This is a genomic window from Serratia rhizosphaerae (assembly GCF_009817885.1).
GTDB classification, from domain to species: Bacteria; Pseudomonadota; Gammaproteobacteria; order Enterobacterales; family Enterobacteriaceae; genus Serratia_B; species Serratia_B rhizosphaerae.
On record NZ_CP041764.1, the window covers coordinates 2,364,636 to 2,384,738 of the forward strand.

Genomic DNA, 20,103 nt, shown 5'->3' on the forward strand with positions numbered 1-20,103 from the left:
CTCCTTCTAAATTAATGCCCCCGGTTATTGCTATTGATTTAACGTCATGGGGGAAGATGTTGTGTCTGACTTGACTATATCACCGGGTGGCGCTTGTTTATCAAGCGATTAATTCCTGCAGAAACGAAAAAGCCCACAATTTGTGGGCTTTTTGACCGGTGTGAGGCGTTGAGCTTAGGCGTCTTCATCCTCTTCATCGCGCAACGGCACAATCAGCATATCGATATGTACGGTATTGATCAGCTGGCGGGCGGAAGACATCAGCTTGCTCCAGAAGTCCTGATGGTGGCCGCACAGCACCAGATCCATATCGTATTTCTTGATGGCGTCCACCAGCACCTGCGCCAGATCGCCGCTGCCGCTCAGGGTTTCGGTGATGGGGTAGCCGGCGTTTTGTGACAGCTCGGTCAGCGCATTGTGGGTTTCTTCGGAGATGCGCTTTTGCATATCGCCCAGATTAACGTCGATCAGGCCGGTATACAGATCGGAATAGTTAACATCGACGTGGATCAAGGAGACTTTGGCATTGTACGGCCGCGCCATGGAAACTGCTTTTTCGACCAGAATTTTACTTTCCGGGGAGAGGTCTACCGCGATAAGAATGTGTTTGTAAGCCATGAGAATACTCCTTCCATATAATGCCGATTAAAGGGTAGCAGGCATTCCGCGCGCCAGCCTGGCGCCGTTGTTTTCTCCGCCATGGTTTGGCGTCTGCCTGCATCATATCATTACGCTAACGCAATGATATGTCGGGCCGATCACAGCGCAATGCTTCACTCAGTCTTGCTATTTTCACCCTGTTAGTTTTACACCTATCGGGCTAAAAATCCTATTTATTCAGGGGGTATTTCGCCCTTGAGCGTTTGAATTATAAGCGTTCTTAGAGCAAGTATAGTCCCGAATGGCGTTTTGAGCGTCGGCGACATGGCCGGCGGTGGCGGGTAACGCGCCGGCCGCGCTAAATTTTCCCTGTCTGTCCGGCTACGTTTACGTTTCGTTATCCTACAATAATGTTATAGGCCTCACCCTTCCTCTGTGCGCCGTACCTTGTCTCAATATGCGTTTGCGTATCGATGGGGCGTCGCCGATGGAGGGCGATGCCTGAGCGGTATCACTATCGGTCATCAGTCGTATTGGATATGAAGTAGGGTCGTTGGCTCCGGCGGGTTGCCGTGGATCGCAACGCCTTGAGGGGGAATCATGATCAGTACCGTCGCGCTGTTCTGGGCTTTGTGTGTGGTATGTGTGGTAAACATGGTGCGCTATTACTCTTCCCTGCGCGCGCTGCTGGTGGTGCTGCGCGGTTGCGACCCCTTGTTGTACCAGTATGTTGACGGCGGCGGTTTCTTTACCGCCCATGGCCAGCCGAGCAAGCAGCTGCGCCTGGTGCGCTATATCTATGCGCAGCGCTATAGCGATCATCACGACCCGGAGTTTATCCGCCGCTGCGAGCGGGTGCGCCGGCAGTTTATGCTGACCTCCGCCCTGTGCGGGCTGGTGGTGATCAGCCTGATCGCCATGGCTATCTGGTACTGATGCCAATAAAAAAGGCGGCCCTGAGGCCGCCTTGTATTCTGGGTTCGCTGACTCAGATCAGCTTCAGCGCCAGCCAGTAGAGAGAACCGGACAGCAGAATCGAAATCGGCAGGGTTAACACCCAGGCCAGAGCGATGCTCTTCACGGTTTTGCTCTGCACGCCGCCGCCATCCACGATCATGGTCCCGGCTACCGCCGAGGAGAGCACGTGGGTGGTGGAAACCGGCATGCCGGTGTAGCTGGCGACGCCGATCGACAGTGCGGCGGTCATCTGAGCCGATACGCCTTGCGCGTAGGTCATGCCCTTCTTACCGATTTTCTCGCCGATGGTGGTCGCGACGCGTTTCCAGCCCACCATGGTGCCGAGAGACAGCGCCAGCGCAACGGCGACAATGATCCACAGCGGCGCATATTCCACGGTCTGCAGCAGATCCTGACGCAGGTTGTTCAGGAAGCGTTTGTCTTCCGCTGAGGTTTCCGGCAGCTTGGCGACCTTATCTGCGGTATCCGTCACGCACATCAGCAGGCGACGCAGCTGGCTGCGTTGCTCCACGTTCAGCTGGTCATAACTTTGCAGGTCTTTCAGCAGGCCGGACGCATGGTTGATGGCCGGCATGGCGCGTGACGTGTCGCAGTGGAACTCTTGCGGCGCGTTGCTGGCCGGCGTTTCTTCCGGCGTCGGCACCAGCGGCGTGATGGCGACGACATGCGCCAGCGACGCCTGATGCTGCTGGTAATACTGCTGCAGATGGCTGACGGCATCACGGGTACGGGTGATGTCATAGCCGGTTGCATTCATATTGAGCACAAAGCCGGCCGGCGCTACGCCGATCAGCACCAGCATGATCAAACCGATGCCTTTCTGACCGTCATTGGCGCCGTGTGAGAAGCTTACGCCGACGGCGGACAGAATCAGCGCGATACGCGTCCAGAACGGCGGCTTGCGCTTACCGTCAACTTTTTCGCGTTCGGCCGGCGTCATATGAATACGCTTGCGTTTTTTGGTTCCGCTCCAGTAACGGCGCAGCATAAACACCATCAGCCCGGCGACCATCATCCCCACCAGCGGGGAGAAGATCAATGACAGGAAAATACTGATCATTTTCGGGACGTTAAGCGCATCCACCATGGAGGTGTTGGTAACCAGAGCGTTGGTCAGGCCGACACCGATAATGGCGCCAATCAACGTATGGGAGCTGGAGGCCGGCAGACCGAAATACCAGGTGCCGAGGTTCCAGACGATTGCCGCCAATAGCATGGAGAACACCATAGCTAATCCGTGCGCGGAACTGACGTTCAGCAACAGATCGGTTGGCAGCAGGTGGACAATGGCGTAGGCAACACTCAAACCGCCGAGTATTACGCCAAGGAAGTTAAACACGCCCGCCATTACGACCGCAAGTTGCGAGCGCATAGCACGGGTATAGATCACGGTAGCAACCGCATTGGCCGTATCATGAAAGCCGTTGATGGCTTCGTACATCAATACGAACAGCAGTGCGAGTATTAACATCAGGCCGGTATGGAAATCCAGGCCAGCGAACAAATGCAACATAAGCGTTACGCCAGGTTTGTGGACATGAACGCCGCGCATTATCCGTGACAACAGGGGGCGGGGAAAAGAAAAATATGACGTTTTTTTGATTTCCTTGTGCCCGAACAGGCACTATCTCTCTGCAAATCAAATAAATATCATGATGTTACATGGATTTACCGATTATAACATTTCCTTACGGCGGCGCTGGCGCAGGCCGTGATTTACAGATAACTACGATGAATTTAGCGGTGAGCGGCGGCGAAATAGCGTAAAATGGCGCGCTTTTGTCGTGATTGTGGTTTAACTCAGAGGGGCTTAGGTGGAACAGTTTGATGTAGTCGTTATCGGCGCGGGCGCGGCGGGAATGTTTTGTGCGGCGCAGGCAGGGCAGCAGGGTTGCCGGGTGCTGCTGCTCGACAACGGCAAAAAGCCGGGGCGTAAAATTCTGATGTCGGGCGGCGGACGCTGTAACTTCACCAATATGTACGCCGAACCGGCGGCCTACCTGTCCAATAATCCCCACTTCTGCAAATCCGCGCTGGCGCGCTACACCCAGTGGGATTTTATCGACCTGATTAACCGCTACGGCGTGGCTTACCATGAGAAAACGTTGGGGCAGTTGTTTTGCGACGACTCGGCGCAACAGGTGGTCGATCTGCTGGTGAAAGAGTGCGAGCTGGGCCAGGTCACGCTACGCCTGCGCAGTGAAGTGCTGCAGGTGGAAAAACACGACGACGGCTTTGAACTGACGCTGAATGGCGAGAAAGTAAGCGCACGCTCACTTGTGGTGGCCAGCGGTGGACTTTCCATGCCGGGGCTGGGTGCTTCACCGTTCGGCTATAAGCTGGCTGAACAGTTCGGTCTTAATGTGTTGCCTACCCGCGCCGGTCTGGTGCCCTTTACCCTGCATAAGCCGCTGCTGGAGCAATCACAAACGTTGTCCGGCGTTTCGGTGCCGGCCAGCGTGACGGCGGCGGACGGTACGCTGTTCCGGGAAGCCATCTTGTTTACCCATCGCGGCCTGTCCGGCCCGGCGGTGTTGCAGATTTCCAGCTACTGGCAGCCTGGTGAGTATGTGAGTGTTAACTTACTTCCTGACCTCGATCTGGCAGGCTTCCTGGATCAGCAGAGTCAGGCTCACCCTAACCAGAGCTTGAAAAATACGCTGGCGCTGCATCTGCCGAAGCGTCTGGTTGAGTTTTTGCAAACCCTGGGACAGTTGCCAGAAGCGACCCTGAAGCAACTGACCCCGGCTCAGCAGGCCGAGCTGGTGAACAGCCTGCAGCAATGGCGGGTGCAACCCAATGGTACGGAAGGTTACCGCACGGCTGAAGTGACGCTGGGCGGCGTAGATACCCGCGAGCTGTCCTCCAAGACCATGGAGGCGCGCAAGGTGCCGGGGCTGTACTTTATCGGCGAAGTAGTGGACGTGAGCGGGTGGCTGGGCGGTTACAATTTCCAGTGGGCATGGAGCTCCGCCTGGGCCTGTGCGCAAGCGCTTGCGGCGGCACAGGGGCAATAAACAGGTAATATCGGGGTTAAGCATCTCCTGAGTCTGGAGATGTTTAGCCTTTGGCATTTGTCGTCACCACGCGGTTTTGCGGCGGAGTTGTGCGTTGGCAAACGGCTAATAACCCTAGCTTATTTAATTTAATTCTAAAAATACATTGCTAATAATTTATGGTTATGTGTAAATAGCGCCATCGGTTTGTGGTACAGACATTATGCAAGCAGTTTTATTAAAGTAGTTCTCAGTATTAGCGATATCCTCCCAGATACTTCTTTTCCCGTGAATTCTCTTATTTAGCGCCCATAAGATAACACCAAACACAAGCCACTATCGCCTTATGGCGGCCCAATAAATAAAGAAGGAAGTTTCTATGTCTAATAAAATGACTGGTTTAGTAAAATGGTTTGATGCGGGTAAAGGTTTTGGCTTCATTTCACCGGCAGACGGCAGCAAAGATGTTTTTGTACATTTCTCTGCAATCCAGAGTAATGACTTCAAAACGTTAGATGAAGGCCAAAAGGTTGAATTCACCATCGAAAATGGCCAGAAAGGCCCGTCTGCAGGCAATGTGGTTGCTCTGTAAGCGTTAAAGTCGGGCTGAGGGGCTTGCAATAGCGAAGATGGCGTAAGCCTGAGCAGACAAGACATCCATGGCTTCACTTTGTTAATCCCGGTTTCAGGCCGGGGTTATGCCAGCTCTTCCACGAATTTTCTTTTCTATGACCAACAGTAAAGCGTATTGCCGTCATTTTTACACGCCGAATTCTTTCCTGTTGTGCCATGGTCGTGCTTAGGCCGCGTAATGTTGGAGTGTTTGATGAACGCTTACGCCACAATTATGACGGTCGGGAAAGTCACCGGCGACATACTAACCCTGGCCTCACCGTCGGGGTTTTTTGTATGCGGCACGGGCTGTAGCGTGTTCGGATCTGCCGGCGGGTAGGCGTTCACGAGTTCTCTGCTTCGGAGGGATTGTGTGGGGCTATCATAGCCTTCGTTGATCGCGATTTGCCTGGCGGATTTCCGGCACCCTATACTGACCATTCATCGTGCGCAATGAATGGAGTCATAATGAAGGAAGATAATAACGTACTGGTATTGGATGATATCCATTATCAAATAGATGACTCGGTCATTCTGGATTCGGTCTCTTTGACGCTCAAATCCGGTGAGTTCAAGCTGATCACCGGCCCCTCCGGCTGCGGGAAAAGTACGCTGCTGAAAATAATTTCCTCACTGATTAGCCCAACCCGCGGCGCTATTATTTTTGACGGCAAGAATATTAACGAACTGTCGCCCGAGCATTATCGCCAGCAGGTTTCCTACTGCTTCCAAACGCCGGCGTTGTTTGGTAGCTCGGTGTTTGACAACCTGGCACTGCCTTACCAGATTCGCCGCATCAAACCGGATGAGGAAAAAATGAAGCAGGATCTGCAGCGCTTTATGCTGCCGGAGAGCCTGCTGCAAAAGAGCATTAACGAACTGTCCGGCGGTGAGAAACAGCGGATCTCGCTGATCCGCAACCTGCAGTTTGTGCCTAAAGTCCTGCTGTTGGATGAAATCACCAGCGCGCTGGATGAAGAAAATAAGCATAACGTTAACGAAATAATCCGCCAGCTGGTCGAGCAGCAGGATATGGCCGTGCTGTGGGTAACGCACGACCGGGATGAAATTGCGCATGCCGACGATATTATTGAGCTGCAGGCGCATCGGACACGGGAGACGGCCAGTGAACCAGCATAACATCACGAATGAATCACTGGGATTGTCGATGATTCTGGTGCTGGTGGCGATTTTAATCAGCCATAAAGAAAAGCTGGCGTTGGAAAAGGATATTATCTGGAGCATCTGCCGGGCGGTGGTGCAGCTGATTATTGTCGGCTACGTGCTGAAGTATATTTTCGCCTTGAATAACGAAGCGCTGACGGTGCTGATGGTGCTGTTTATCTGCTTCAATGCGGCTTACAACGCCAAAAAACGCAGCAAGTATATTGAGCATGCTTTTGTCACTTCGTTTATCGCTATAACCACCGGCGCGGCGCTGACGCTGATCGTGCTGGTGTTGACCGGCTCGATAGAGTTTACGCCGATGCAGGTGATTCCGATTTCCGGCATGATCGCCGGCAACGCCATGGTGGCGGTCGGGCTGTGTTACAACAATCTGGGGCAGCGTTTCAAAAGCGAGCAGCAGAAGATCCAGGAAATGCTCAGCCTGGGCGCCTCGCCGAAGTTTGCGTCCGCTGCGCTGATTCGCGACAGCATTCGCGCATCGCTGATCCCAACGATTGATTCGGCAAAAACGGTGGGGCTGGTCAGCCTGCCCGGCATGATGTCCGGTTTGATCTTTGCCGGTATCGATCCGGTGAAGGCGATCAAATACCAGATTATGGTGACGTTTATGCTGCTGTCTACCGCCAGCCTGTCGACCATTATCGCCTGCTATCTGGCATACCGTAAGTTTTATAATCAGCGCCATCAGTTGGTGGTGACCACGCTGAAGTAAAACAGCGTACGGCCTCTGGCAAGAGGCCGTTACTTTATCGGTTACGGTGCTGCCTGCAGCAGGGCGATGCTTTGACGAACTTCCCGTTCAATATCCGCTTCCGTCCAGCCGTTCAGCTGCGAAGAGAAGGGCTCGAAGGCGTAAATGCCCCGGTAGCCCAGGCGCTCCAGATTCTGCACCTGTTTTTTACTCTCCAGACGATCCCGTTCGCTCAGCATAATGCGCTCCTCATCGCCCAGCGTCTCTTTGGCGCGAGGATCCTCGACGCCGGAAAGGTGCACCAGACCGATCCGATCGATTTGGATCTGCGCATCGAATTCTTGCTGAGCAGGCGCGCTCAGGTAATGGTGGAAAGTGTCCAGTACGATCTTATAGGGTGCGCCGGCATCGCGGATAATCGCCTGGCTCAGCAGGGACGAACGCAGGGAACTGATGCCGAAGCCGAGCGGCTCCACATAGCCCTCAACGCCGTAGCGCTGGAACAGCGGCGCCAGTAGTTGCAGCGCAGCCAGCGTATCCTGCTGCTTTTGCTCATCGCTGCGGCGATCGTCCTTACTGCAGTGCGGGCAGAGCACCAGCGCCTTGCTGTGAATGGCCTGCGCCTGCGTCAGCAGCGCTTGCGCATTGCCAAGCAGCGTCTCTTGGTTATCCAGCAGGTTAAACATGCCGAGAGCATTGATGGTGATAATTTCAATGCCGTATTTCGCCGCCAGCGCATTGAGCTGCTCATTGCTTAAATCATCGGTCACTTTGCCGCTGGGCATATCGTTGCGCAACTCAACCTTGTTAAGGCCGCATTTTTTTACCAGTTGGAAAAAACGCTCCAGATCGAGATTCGGGGCTATTTTTCGATTGATACAGAAGCGATCCAGCGCAATGGCCATGGTGTCTGACTCCCAAAAGTGAAGGTTAGGATTTTTCATTGGGTAACGATAAGGATTTGGCCGTGGCTACAGGCTGGCGGTAGCGTTTGGCCATCACCACCTGTTCCATTTTTTCCAGCGAGACGCCTTTGGTTTCCGGTACGAAGCGGCAGATAAACCAGTAGCTGAACACGCAGCAGGCGGCGAATACCCACATCGGGAAGGCGCCGTGGAAGGTGGAGAACAGGTAAGGGTTGTCGTTGATCATCGGGAAGGTTTGCGAGACGGCGAAGTTGGCGACCCACATACAGCCGACGGCGATGCTCATGCCCTCTGAACGCATCCGGTTCGGGAATATTTCGGAGATCAGCACCCAACAGCCGACACCCCAAGAGAGCGCGTAGAACAGCATAAAGAACAGCATGCCGAACAGGGCGAAGTAACCGGTGGTTTCACTATAGAGCGCGTAGGAGGTGATCAACAGGCCAATAATGGCGCCCAGAGTGCCGAAGCGCATCAGCGGCAGGCGGCCGATGCGGTCCATCAGCAGCGCGCCGATCACCGAGCCGACCAGCTGCAGCACGCCGATCCAGATGGTCTGGAACAGGGCTTCCTGCGCGTTGCTAGTGACGGTTTTCAGCACCACGGGGGCGTAGTACATCATTACGTTGACGCCGGTGACCTGCTGCAGCATGGCGACCATGCAGCCGACGAACAGGATGAAACGCACGCGTTTGTCACGGTAACTCAGCTTTTGCTTGGCCTGTTGCAGGTCTTGCTGCAGGGATTCCTTGATTTCTTTCAGCACGTTGCGCGCGTGGGCTTCGTTGGAGACGCGGGTCAGCATTGCCAGGGCTTTGTCCTCCTGGCCGACCATGACATTCCAGCGCGGCGATTCAGGGATGATAAACACCAGAATGCAGAACAGAATGCAGGGCACCACTTCCGAACCAATCATCCAACGCCAGCCCATATCGATCAGCCAGGCTTCCGAGGCATAGCCGGCGATTTTAAAGTTGACGTAAAAGATCAGGATCTGGCCAAACACGATGGCAAACTGCTGCATGCTCAGCGCCCGCCCGCGCATGTCTTTTGGGGAGACCTCCGACATATACATGGGGGAGACGGTGGCGGCGATGCCTACCGCCAGACCACCGATCATGCGGTAGATGACAAACCAGGTGAAAGTCTCGGCCAGCGCGGCGCCGACGGCGGAAATGGTGAACAGCAGCGCCGCCAGCACCAGCGCTTTCTTACGTCCGTAGCGGCCGGCCAGCGGACCGGCGCCGAATGCGCCCAGCACGCAGCCGAGCACCACGTTGGACACCGCCCAGCCGGTTTCTGCCGGGGTGAGGTGGAAGTAGGCTTTCAGCGCCTCGATGGCGCCGGAGATCACGGCGGTGTCATAGCCGAACAAAATACCGCCGAGCGCCGCAATGCCGCATATCCGCAGTACGTACCCTGTATTATGTTTTCGCTGATGTGACATATGTTGCTCCGATTTTTATCCATATTTCCGCTCGCAATGCGCGTTGTAGGGGGAAGGCGGGCGGAAGGTGTGAACCGTGCCTGTCATCAAGGCGTGTTTATTCGGGTAATTCAGGTTTGAGAAGAACATTTATTTCATATTTGTGGAATAATGAAATATTGATTTTTAGACGCAGTTCAAAAAAATCGTTGGAAAAGAAAAGTCGCATATCCATTTATTGCGAGGCAAAAGGCAAGAAAGCCGACATCCCCAGCGGGCGTTAGCGGGTGTTGTTAAGGGTTTTTAGGCCGTTTGTCGGGAAAGAGCGCTTCCCCCCAGTTGCACATCGCGGCGTAGCGTTACCTGAAAAATTGCGATCGGCCACGCTAAAAATAAAATTTCCAAAACGTTTTATTTGAAACTTTTTTTTCAATGGAATAAGGTTTACTTCATTCGATCAGGGCTTAGCCTGTCTGCGGGCGCCGCAAGACATCGCGTTATCTGAAGGCTCTCCTGGTCATCGCGGCATGTTGAAAAGAGGGTGGAACATGAAAATCGTGGGTAACTTTATCGACGGGCAGGTTTGTCCGAGCAGCAGCAATCAAAGCGTAGACGTGCATAACCCGGCGACCGGACAGGTTGAGTGTCAGGTGACGCAAAGCACCGCCGCCGAGGTCAAACAGGCGATTGATGTCGCGCACCGGGCATTTGCCGGCTGGTCGCAAACCACCCCGCTGCGTCGCGCACGCATCATGTTCAATTTCAAAGCGCTGTTGGAACAGCACCGGGAAGAGCTGGCGCAGCTGATCGTCAGCGAGCACGGTAAAGTGTATTCGGACGCGCTGGGTGAACTGACGCGCGGCATGGAAGTGGTGGAGTTCGCCTGCGGCATTCCGCATCTGATGAAAGGGGAATATTCCGCCGACGTCGGCACCGGCGTCGACAGCTTTTCCCTGATGCAGCCGCTGGGCGTGGTGGCCGGCATTACCCCGTTCAACTTCCCGGCGATGGTGCCGATGTGGATGTTCCCGATTGCGCTGGCCTGCGGCAACACCTTCGTGCTGAAGCCGCCGGCGTTGGCGCCGTCGGCATCGGTGCGTATGGCGGAGCTGCTGAAAGAGGCCGGACTGCCGGACGGCGTCTTTAACGTAGTGCACTGCGGCAATGAAAACGCCGCGCAGCTGTGCACCGACCCGCTTATCCAGGCGGTAAGCTTTGTTGGCTCCTCCACCGTCGCCGAGCATATCTACACCACCGCCAGCGCCCACGGCAAGCGCGTACAGGCCTTCGGCGCCGCGAAAAATCAGGCGATTATCATGCCGGATGCCGATCTGGACGCCACGGTGAATGCCCTGATGGGCGGGGCATTCGGTTCCGCCGGCGAACGTTGCATGGCGCTGCCGATCGCGGTGGTGGTTGGTGACGACACCGCGGATAAGCTGATCGCCAAATTGAAACCGCTGATCGCTCAGCTGCGCGTCGGGCCTGGCCTGCAGCAGGGCGGCGAAGAAAACGAAATGGGGCCGCTGGTCTCTTCTGCGCACCAGCAGAAAGTTCTGGGCTATATTGATGTGGGCGTCGAGGAGGGTGCAACGCTGGTGGCGGACGGCCGCAACTACAGCGTGCCAGGGCATCCGGACGGTTATTATGTGGGAGGCACGCTGTTTGACCACGTCACACCGCAGATGCGTATCTACCGTGAAGAGATCTTCGGGCCGGTGCTGGGGATTGTACGCGTGGCCAGCTATCAGGAAGCGATCGACACGGTGAACGGCCATGAGTTCGGCAACGGCAGCGCCATCTTTACCAGCAACGGCCACTATGCGCGCCAGTTTGTACATGAGGTGCAGGCCGGTATGGTCGGGGTCAACGTGCCGGTACCGGTGCCGATGGCGTTCCATAGCTTTGGCGGCTGGAAGCGTTCGGTATTCGGCGCGCTCAACGTACACGGCGCCGACGGGGTGCGTTTCTATACGCGTATGAAGACGGCGACGGCGCGCTGGCCTTCCGGCCAGCAGACGGTGTCTGAATACAGCATGCCGACCTTAGGCTGATCAATGATGCGCGGGTGCGGCTGAGGCAGATAAGGCCGCACCTGTTGCGATAACAACGGTCATGCGCGCCACCGGTATTGCACCTGGCGGGTATGTCTTGACGGTAACAGGAGGGTTTCATGTCTTCATTGCTTGCGAAATGCCAGCCGCCCAATAGCCAGGGGCGTATTCAGCATGTTACGCCGGAAAACGCCGACTGGCGTTTTGTCGGTTTTGACGTCTATCGCCTTGAGGCGGGGAAAACGCTGACGCTGAGCAGCGACGATAAAGAGCTGTGCCTGGTATTGGTGGCCGGCATTGCCTCCGTTGCGACGCAGCATGCCGAATATCCCCATATCGGCAAACGTATGAGTCCGTTTGAGCGGACGCCGCCCTATGCGGTTTATGTGCCGCATCACGACCAGGTTATCGTGCGGGCCGAAAGCGAGCTGGAACTGGCGGTATGCAGCGCGCCGGGAAGCGGGCATCTGCCTTCGCGCCTGATTACGCCGGCGGACGTGGGTGTTGAACGGCGTGGCAAAGGGCGCAACCAGCGGCTGGTGCACAATATCTTGCCGGACGATAAGCCGGCGGACAGCCTGCTGGTGGTGGAGGTATACACCGACGAGGGCAATACCAGCTCCTACCCCAGCCATAAGCACGATCAGGAAGACTCTGCGGATGAAACCTATCTGGAAGAGACTTATTACCACCGCATTGAGCCGGAACAGGGGTTCTGCATGCAGCGCGTGTACACGGACGACCGCTCACTGGACGAGTGTATGCCGGTGTATAACCGCGATGTGGTGAAGGTGCCGCGCGGCTATCATCCGGTCGCGACCCTGGCCGGTTACGATAACTACTACCTTAACGTGATGGCCGGTCCAAAGCGCCTGTGGAAATTTACCTGGGAAAAAGATCACGCCTGGATTAACGGTGATGACTACCCGCAGAAATAGCCGCATCGCCACAAAGGTGACGACGATGGCAAAAGGGGGCGAACCAGGTGTTCGCCCTTTACGCATTTATGCGTCTTTAGCGTTATTCAGCGCCAGCGAAACGGCCAGCGTCTGCGCCAGACACATTGACGCGACCTGCGAACGGAAACCATCCACCTGCGCTTCCCGGACCACAAAACACACGTCGCTAAAGGCCGCTAACGGACTGACCTGGCTGTCGGTAATGGCGATTTGCTGCGCGCCCTGTTTGGCGCCCAGCTCCACCAGCTCCAGCGCTTCTCTGGCGTAGGGCGAATAGCTGATGGCGATCACCACGTCTTTTGGCTTCACCATGCCGAGCTGCTCGGTAAACATGCCGCCCAGGCCGTCAATCAGGAAGGCGCGGCGCTCCAGGTGGCGCAGGGCATAGGTCAGGTAGGAGGCGACGCTGAACGAGCGGCGCAGGCCAATCACGTAAATATTCTCTGCGTTTTTCAGCAGTTCTACCGCCTTCTCCAGTTGCGCGGTGTCGATTTGCGCCGGCAGTTGCTGCAACGCCTGCGCATTCACCATGGTGAACACGTTGAGAATTTCAGCCGGGTTTTCCGGCGCGGCGTTGTCGTCTGTAGAGGTCTGGCGGAACAGGCGGGCGCGCTCGGTATAGTTAACCGTCTCTTCCATCAGGTGCTGACGAAAAACCTGTTTCATTTCATTGAAGCCGCTGAAGCCAAAGGCGTTGGCAAAGCGGATCAGGGTTGACGGCGGAACGCTGGCTTGTGCGGCGATGGAGGCCACGGTGTCGAACGCAATGCTGTTGCTGTTATCCAGAATATAACGCGCGACCTGTTTCAGACGTTTGCTGAGCGTTTCGTAACGGTGGCGGATTTCGTCTTGTAATAGCGAAAGTTGAGTTGGGTTATTCATCCATTCGGCTCACAATATTGGCTAAAGCGCTAAGAGGCCTGCGCCTGGAGTATTTATTCGTCATTCTAACAGACGGAGCGGAAGTTTCATTTCATCAAAAAGCGATTTATTTCAACGCAGGTTGCGTTAGTTCACAGAAAATGGGCAAAAAAAGCCCCCTAAAGTCGTAAACATGCTTTAAGGGGCCAGAGGATGGCGTTTTAAGGATGGTGGGTTACACCATCGCGTTGTGGACGATATAACCGCCAGAAACCGATCAGCGTAAGATATTTCTGTTTAACCTGCGCAATTAAAGAAGAATCATCTAGCTCACCCTGCAGCCAGAGGCGTGACGGCTGGCCGAAAATGGTACGGCCTACCGCAAACCCTTTCACCCAACGTTCATCGGCGGCGGCGGCAAAGCCGGCCTTCAGCGCATCTTCCGGGGCATCCAGACCCAGAATGACTACGCCGCGGCAGTCGGGATCGGCGGCATCGATCAGCTCGCCGACCTGGCGCCAGCTCGCTGCTCTCAGCGGCGGCAGTTTCCACCAGTCGGGTTTTATCCCTAATTGATAGAAATGCGACATGATTTCCAGGTAGTAACTTTCATCTTTATCGCTGCTGTCCTCGGGTAAAATGACTTCCAGCAGCAGTTCATGGCCGGTTTTGCAACATCCCTGATAGACGTCATTAATCAGCGCGTCCTGCTCGTTGCGCAGTTCGACGGGATCGTGGGGATGATAAAACACCAGGCATTTCACCACGTGTTCCAGCGGCCAGTCGACCAGTTGAGAGCCGATGTTGCCATGTTCCAGACGCAGCGGACGTGAACTGGGCTGCTCGATCGGACGGCCAATCCACCATCCTTCACCGGTGATTTTATTCAGCGCGGCCTGGCCGTAAGTGGTGTCGGCCAGAATACCGCTGTTGCCCTGCAGGCCCGCCTCGTCTGCCGCCTCTTTGGCGGCGGTCAGCAGCAGGGATTTCAGCTGTGGAATGCGTTCTTCACCTACGCCGGCTTCGCGCGCCATATCCGCCAGCTGTTTACGGTGGTCAAAGGCAAAGACGCACAGTTCCGGCCACTGCTGCTTACGCGTGGTGACGCGGTGCAGGTGGTTTAGGCGCGCATCGCGATCGGGGCGTGGCACCTGCAGCTCGCGCGCCAGGTAATCGTCCAGTTCGCGCCTGGTCGGCATTGCCGGGGCGCAGCCATGGCGTGAGACCACCAGCGCGCCGCAGGCGTTGGCGTAGCGGCACGCCTGATCCCAGCCCTCGTCATTCAGGTAGCCGCGCAGCAGGCCGGACATAAAGGCATCGCCGGCGCCGAGCACGTTTAGCACCTCAACCCGCACGCCGCTGTGCAGTTTCACTGCCTGCCAGTCGTCCGGGATCGCCCCTTCAAAGACCGAGCACCCTTGTGCACCGCGTTTGCATACCAGCGTCGCCTGGCTGACTTTACGGACGTTGGCCAGTGCGGTCAGCGTATCGGTGCTGCCGCCGGCAATATGAAACTCTTCTTCCGTGCCGACGATCAGATCAAAGTGGTGCAATACCTCCTGCAGTTCGCGCGTGACCTTGTCCGATTCGACAAAGCGCGTTTCGCCGTCGCCCAGCGATGTCAGTCCCCACAGCACCGGACGGTAATCAATGTCCAGCGCCTTGCGCAGCCCGTGGCGATGCGCGTACTCCAGCGCCTGCAGCACGGCGGCGCGCGTGTTGGGGTGGGACAGATGGGTGCCGGTGATGGCCAGCGCACGTGACGAGGCGATGTAGGACTCATCAATGTCGTCGGGCGTTAATGCCATATCCGCGCAGTTATCGCGGTAGAAAATCAGCGGAAAGGTTTCCTGATCCTTGATGCCGAGGATCACCAGCCCGGTCAGCCGCTGCTTGTCGGTGATCAGGCAGCGGGTGTCCGCCCCCACACGCTGAAGCTCTTCGCGTAAGAAACGCCCCATATGTTCATCGCCGACGCGGGCCAGCATGCCGGACTTCAGCCCCTGAATCGCCGTGCCGTAGGCAACGTTGCCGGAAGATCCGCCGAGGTATTTGGCAAACGTGCTGGCGTCTTCTAGGCGCGCGCCGATTTGCTGCGCATAAAAATCGACGGCGATGCGGCCGAGACAGATGACATCAAGCTGTTTTTGTTGTGAAACCATAGCCCTTTCCTTCTGTATTAAGCAAAAGCCGACTGCGACCCGATAAGCGGAGGTTAGCAGGAATCATTGCGTTGAGTATGAGGAATAAATATTCCAATTTCAATATTAAATGAAATTTACCACCCGAATCGCGACGCGCTGCGGCGGCGGGCCGCATGTCTGCCGCTATCAGGCGGCGGCATTGCGGGCTTGCGCGCAGGTTTTGCCGTATTGATGCTTGCCTTTCATCGCCATGGGCTACGCTTGGTGAAGACGGCGACAGGTTGCGCTAACCAGCCTGCAAGCGTTGATGGTATGGGGAAAACGCGCTTTGAGTCGGCAGTGAAATAAGGTTTTCATTAGAATGCGATCTTTATCGCAAAATGAAATGTTTTTTCTGATGTGTGATTTTATGAAAAATATATTTGTTTATAATCGCTGCATGTTTCAGGTTGCCGAAGGTGTACGCAATCTGTCTGAACCCGGCCCAAGATATCAGCGAATTCAGGGCAGGAAAACCGTTCCGTAATCTCAGCGGTGATGCCGACCAGGGCTAAGTCGGGCATCAGGCCATCATTAGGGGGAGAGAATGAGTAAGATCAGATTGACCATGGCGCAGGCGCTCGTCAAGTTCCTCGATAATCAGTATTTGCTGGTGGATGGCGTCGAAATCAAATTCGTGAAGGGCATATTTGCGATTTTCGGCCATGGCAATGTGCTGGGCCTTGGGCAGGCGCTGGAGCAGGATCGCGGGCAGTTAACCGTGCTTCAGGGGCGCAATGAGCAGGGGATGGCCCATGCGGCGACCGGCTTTGCCAAGCAGAAGCTGCGCCAGCAGATTTACGCCTGCACCTCTTCCGTCGGCCCCGGCGCGGCCAACATGGTGACCGCCGCCGCTACGGCGAGTGCCAACCGCATTCCTTTATTGTTGCTGCCCGGCGACGTCTTTGCCTCGCGCCAGCCGGACCCGGTGCTGCAGCAGATCGAACAATCCTACGACCTGAGCATCAGCACCAATGATGCGTTTCGCGCGGTCAGCAAATATTGGGATCGCATTACGCGTCCGGAGCAACTGATGAGCGCCTGCATCAACGCCATGCGCGTGTTGACCGATCCGGCAGAAACCGGCGCGGTAACGCTGTGTCTGCCGCAGGATGTGCAGGGCGAAGCCTACGACTATCCAGAGTACTTCTTTCAGAAACGGTTGCATCGGCTGGAACGCCGGCCGGCGACGGCCGGAGCGCTCGCTGATGCGCTGACGCTGCTGGCCGGCAAGAAAAAGCCGTTGCTGGTATGCGGCGGTGGGGTGAAGTATTCCCAGGCAGGCAAGGCGCTGCAGCAGTTTGCCGAGCGTTTTCGCATTCCCTTTGCGGAAACCCAGGCCGGCAAAGGGGCGGTCGTTTCCGACCATCCTTATAACGTCGGCGGTATCGGCGAGACCGGTTGCCTGGCCGCCAATACGCTGGCGAAGCAGGCCGATCTGGTGATTGGCGTTGGCACCCGTTATACCGATTTCACCACCTCCTCCAAATGGCTGTTCCAAAACCCGGACGTCGAATTCCTGAACATTAACGTCAGCGCGTTTGATGCCGGCAAGCTGGACGGCGTGCAGCTGCTGGCCGACGCGCGTGAAGCCTTGCAGGCGTTGGGTGAACTGGCAACGCAGCAGGATTATCGCGCCGATTGGGGCGATGTCGTTGAACAGGCCAAGGCAGCGCAGCAGAAAGAAACCGAGCGGGTTTACTCCGTTGCTTATACCGGCGCCGATTTCGTGCCGGAAATCGACGATCATCTCAACCGTGAGCAGGTCTTTGCCGAGTTTATTGCCCAGACGGGCTCCTCGCTGACTCAAAGCCGCGTGCTGGGGGTGCTGAATCAGCAGTTGCCGCAGGACAGCGTGATCGTGGCGGCGGCCGGCAGCCTGCCGGGGGATTTACAGCGGGTGTGGCGCAATCGCGGTGAGCATGGCTACCACGTGGAGTATGGCTACTCCTGCATGGGGTATGAAGTGAACGCCGCGCTGGGCGTCAAACTGGCCGAGCCGCAGCGGGAAGTGTACGTCATGGTGGGCGACGGCGCATTTATGATGCTGCATTCCGAACTGGTCACCTCCATTCAGGAAGGGTGCAAAATCAACGTGGTGCTGTTCGACAACATGACCAATGGTTGCATCAACAACCTGCAGATGGAGCACGGCATGGACAGCTACACCACGGAGTTCCGTTTCCGTCAGGACGGGGAACTTAACGGCGGGCTGGTGCCGGTGAATTTCGCCATGCTGGCGGCGGCTTACGGCTGCAAGACCTACAGCATTACCACCGAACAGCAACTGATTGAAGCGCTGGCCGATGCGCGCCAGCAGACGGTTTCCACGCTGCTGGATATCAAGGTGCTGCCGAAAACCATGGTGCATAAGTATCTCAGCTGGTGGCGCGTGGGCGGAGCCCAGGTGGCGGACAGCGACAAGATCGTTGCGGTGGCCCGGCAGCTGCAGGAAAACATCGACAAGGCCCGTGATTACTGATGATTACGGCTTTTATCCAGTTTTAAATCCAGAGGATAGCGAAAATGACATTAAACATTGGGGTTATCGGTGCCGGTGCGATTGGTCGCGATCATATTCGTCGTTGCAGCCAGGTGTTGCAGGGGGCCAGGGTGGTTGCCGTCAACGATATCAACCGTGATAACGCGACAGGCATAGTGGAGCAGCTGCGTCTGGATGCACGCGTTTATGATGATGGGCACGAGCTGATTAAGGCGTCGGACGTGCAGGCGGTGCTGGTGACCTCCTGGGGGCCAAGCCACGAGGAATTTGTGCTGGCAGCGGTGGCCGCCGGCAAGCCGGTATTTTGTGAAAAGCCGCTGGCGGTGACCGCACAGGGCTGTAAAAACATCGTCGAGGCGGAGGCGAAACACGGCAAACGCCTGGTGCAGGTTGGCTTTATGCGTCCGTACGATCAGGGATACCGCGCGCTGAAACAGGTGCTGACCAGCGGCCAGATCGGCGAGCCGCTGATGCTGCACTGCGCGCACCGTAATCCGACGGTGGGCGAGGCCTACACCACGGATATGGCGATTACCGACACCCTGATTCACGAAATCGACGTGCTGCGTTGGCTGCTGGATGACGACTATGTGTCGGTGCAGGTGGTGTTCCCGCGTAAGAGCAGCAAGGCGCTTTCTCACCTGCGCGATCCGCAAATCGTGCTGTTTGAAACGGCGAAGGGCACGCGCATTGACGTGGAGATCTTCGTTAACTGTCAGTACGGCTATGACATCCAGTGCGAAGTCGTCGGGGAGACCGGCATCGCCAAGCTGCCGGAGCCGTCGTCTGTGCAGATGCGCAGCAACGCCAGGCTGTCCAATGAGATCCTGATGGATTGGAAAGAACGTTTCATTGACGCCTATGACGTTGAACTGCAAGGCTTTATCAATGACGTGCAGGCCGGGCAGCTGCAAGGGCCATCGGCCTGGGATGGTTATGCCGCTGCGGTTACGGCTGATGCCTGTGTCGCCGCGCAGCTGAGCGGTGAAGTCGTGCCGGTATCGCTGCCGCCGCGTCCTTCTTTTTACGGCAAATGATCGCCTGATTCATTTTTTTATATATCCGGGCCGTCGGCGTCTGCTCAACGCGTGAAAAAGGATAGTTAACATGTCGGCAGGGAGGCCGTGGGTTTGGCGGCCCGGGTATAGCTGTTTAACGGGGAACAAAGATGAAGATCGCGTTTGATGTGGATGTCATTAAAGATTTAGGCGTCACCCAGATGGTGCAGCAGGTGGCCGACTGGGGATATAAATATATCGAACAGTCGCCGCATCCGCAGATCAATCCATTCTATAAACATCCGAAGGCCGGCCGTGAAATCATGGCGGAATACAAAAATGCGCTGAAGGCCACCGGGGTGGAGATCTCCTCGTTTATCGTGGTTTATCGCTGGTCCGGCCCGGGTGAGGATCGTCGTCAGGCGGCGGTGAAAAATTGGCGCCGGATGATCGAGATTGCGGTGGAGATGGGCGTGCAGGTGATTAATACCGAGCTGGCGGGCGATCCCAATGAACCGGAGATCTGTGAAGAGCTGTGGTACAAATCCATGGAAGAACTGCTGCCTATCATTGAGCGTGAAGGCATCCGCATGGAAATTCAGTCCCACCCTTGGGATTTCTGCGAGCTGAATAATGAAACCGTCGATATGGTGAAGTCGCTGCGCAGCGATCATGTGAAGTATCTGTACAGCGTGCCGCACTCGTTCTACTACGACAAAGGCAAGGGCGACGTGGCGAATATGCTGAAATATGCCGGGGATGACCTTTCTCACGTGCTGATCGCCGATACTATGAATCATACCCGCCACTGTCGTTATATCGTCAACCCGCCCGGCGTTGACGCCGCGGTGCATCAGCACGTCGGCATCGGCGAAGGAGAGATCGACTTCGATGCGCTGTTCCAGGCCCTGCGCGATATGGAATTCGCCAACCGCAACTTTAAGGTTGGCGGTGAATCGATTATTTGCACCTCCCTGTTCGGTTATCCGGAAAAGATGAAGATCCAGGCGGTTGAAACCCGGGAACGCATCGAAAGAGAACTGTTAGGTAAATAACGCCGCCGGCGATGCCCCTGACATGGCTTGTCGCGTTTCTGCGCGGGTTGCGTGATGCGGGATGGGAACAGGG

The 20,103-nt window shown here is 56.2% G+C and carries 16 protein-coding genes; 10 read left to right on the forward strand and 6 right to left on the reverse strand.

Annotation, left to right across the window (positions count from 1 at the left end; genetic code table 11):
• Positions 1 to 174: 174 nt before the first annotated feature.
• Entirely contained in the window at positions 175 to 618 is a 444-nt protein-coding gene (uspA, locus tag FO014_RS10960) for a universal stress protein UspA (protein ID WP_015962256.1), read from the reverse strand.
• 582 nt (positions 619 to 1,200) lie between these two features.
• On the opposite strand from uspA, the gene uspB reads away from it, so the two are divergent.
• Positions 1,201 to 1,536: a universal stress protein UspB gene (uspB, locus tag FO014_RS10965; RefSeq protein WP_105232994.1), complete on the forward strand. Its 336-nt coding sequence runs from the start codon at positions 1,201 to 1,203 to the stop codon at positions 1,534 to 1,536.
• Positions 1,537 to 1,588: 52 nt separating this feature from the next.
• Here uspB and pitA read toward each other — a convergent pair whose 3' ends face one another.
• On the reverse strand, positions 1,589 to 3,091 hold the full coding sequence (gene pitA, locus FO014_RS10970) for an inorganic phosphate transporter PitA (RefSeq protein WP_105232993.1): 1,503 nt from the start codon (positions 3,089 to 3,091) through the stop codon (positions 1,589 to 1,591).
• Between the two features lie 301 nt (positions 3,092 to 3,392).
• On the opposite strand from pitA, the gene FO014_RS10975 reads away from it, so the two are divergent.
• From FO014_RS10975 to fetB, 4 genes are all read left to right on the forward strand, one after another.
• Positions 3,393 to 4,595, forward strand: coding sequence for a BaiN/RdsA family NAD(P)/FAD-dependent oxidoreductase (locus FO014_RS10975; protein ID WP_160029561.1), 1,203 nt, complete (start codon positions 3,393 to 3,395; stop codon positions 4,593 to 4,595).
• Between the two features lie 358 nt (positions 4,596 to 4,953).
• Positions 4,954 to 5,166, forward strand: coding sequence for a transcription antiterminator/RNA stability regulator CspE (gene cspE / locus FO014_RS10980; RefSeq protein ID WP_160029563.1), 213 nt, complete (start codon positions 4,954 to 4,956; stop codon positions 5,164 to 5,166).
• 488 nt (positions 5,167 to 5,654) lie between these two features.
• Positions 5,655 to 6,326, forward strand: a complete 672-nt coding sequence (gene fetA / locus FO014_RS10985; RefSeq protein ID WP_160029565.1) for an iron efflux ABC transporter ATP-binding subunit FetA — start codon at positions 5,655 to 5,657, stop codon at positions 6,324 to 6,326.
• The gene (fetB, locus tag FO014_RS10990) at positions 6,313 to 7,086 is read left to right on the forward strand and encodes an iron efflux ABC transporter permease subunit FetB (RefSeq protein ID WP_015962249.1); all 774 of its coding nucleotides are present in this window, start codon (positions 6,313 to 6,315) and stop codon (positions 7,084 to 7,086) included. The genes fetA and fetB overlap by 14 nt, the downstream gene beginning before the upstream one ends.
• A gap of 41 nt (positions 7,087 to 7,127) precedes the next feature.
• Here fetB and FO014_RS10995 read toward each other — a convergent pair whose 3' ends face one another.
• A complete protein-coding gene (locus FO014_RS10995; RefSeq protein WP_160029567.1) occupies positions 7,128 to 7,970 on the reverse strand; it encodes a TIM barrel protein in 843 nt (280 codons plus the stop codon).
• Positions 7,971 to 7,995: 25 nt separating this feature from the next.
• Positions 7,996 to 9,438, reverse strand: coding sequence for a sugar porter family MFS transporter (locus tag FO014_RS11000; RefSeq protein WP_160029569.1), 1,443 nt, complete (start codon positions 9,436 to 9,438; stop codon positions 7,996 to 7,998).
• A gap of 527 nt (positions 9,439 to 9,965) precedes the next feature.
• Between FO014_RS11000 and FO014_RS11005 the strand changes: the two genes are divergently transcribed.
• Positions 9,966 to 11,471, forward strand: a complete 1,506-nt coding sequence (locus tag FO014_RS11005; protein ID WP_160029579.1) for a CoA-acylating methylmalonate-semialdehyde dehydrogenase — start codon at positions 9,966 to 9,968, stop codon at positions 11,469 to 11,471.
• Positions 11,472 to 11,590: 119 nt separating this feature from the next.
• The gene (gene iolB / locus FO014_RS11010) at positions 11,591 to 12,409 is read left to right on the forward strand and encodes a 5-deoxy-glucuronate isomerase (protein ID WP_160029580.1); all 819 of its coding nucleotides are present in this window, start codon (positions 11,591 to 11,593) and stop codon (positions 12,407 to 12,409) included.
• A 66-nt stretch (positions 12,410 to 12,475) separates the two neighbouring features.
• Here iolB and FO014_RS11015 read toward each other — a convergent pair whose 3' ends face one another.
• Together FO014_RS11015 and FO014_RS11020 are read right to left on the reverse strand one after the other, a co-directional pair.
• Positions 12,476 to 13,312 carry a MurR/RpiR family transcriptional regulator gene (locus FO014_RS11015; RefSeq protein ID WP_160029581.1) on the reverse strand — a complete coding sequence of 279 codons (837 nt, stop codon included), beginning with the start codon at positions 13,310 to 13,312 and terminating at the stop codon, positions 12,476 to 12,478.
• Positions 13,313 to 13,512: 200 nt separating this feature from the next.
• Positions 13,513 to 15,453 (reverse strand): bifunctional 5-dehydro-2-deoxygluconokinase/5-dehydro-2-deoxyphosphogluconate aldolase, encoded by a 1,941-nt coding sequence (locus tag FO014_RS11020; protein ID WP_160029582.1) that lies wholly within the window; start codon positions 15,451 to 15,453, stop codon positions 13,513 to 13,515.
• Positions 15,454 to 16,021: 568 nt separating this feature from the next.
• On the opposite strand from FO014_RS11020, the gene iolD reads away from it, so the two are divergent.
• From iolD to FO014_RS11035, 3 genes are all read left to right on the forward strand, one after another.
• Positions 16,022 to 17,956 (forward strand): 3D-(3,5/4)-trihydroxycyclohexane-1,2-dione acylhydrolase (decyclizing), encoded by a 1,935-nt coding sequence (gene iolD / locus FO014_RS11025; RefSeq protein ID WP_160029583.1) that lies wholly within the window; start codon positions 16,022 to 16,024, stop codon positions 17,954 to 17,956.
• 44 nt (positions 17,957 to 18,000) lie between these two features.
• Positions 18,001 to 19,014 carry a bifunctional inositol 2-dehydrogenase/D-chiro-inositol 1-dehydrogenase gene (gene iolG, locus FO014_RS11030; protein ID WP_160029584.1) on the forward strand — a complete coding sequence of 338 codons (1,014 nt, stop codon included), beginning with the start codon at positions 18,001 to 18,003 and terminating at the stop codon, positions 19,012 to 19,014.
• A gap of 131 nt (positions 19,015 to 19,145) precedes the next feature.
• A complete protein-coding gene (locus tag FO014_RS11035) occupies positions 19,146 to 20,030 on the forward strand; it encodes a sugar phosphate isomerase/epimerase family protein (protein ID WP_160029585.1) in 885 nt (294 codons plus the stop codon).
• Positions 20,031 to 20,103 lie beyond the last annotated feature (73 nt).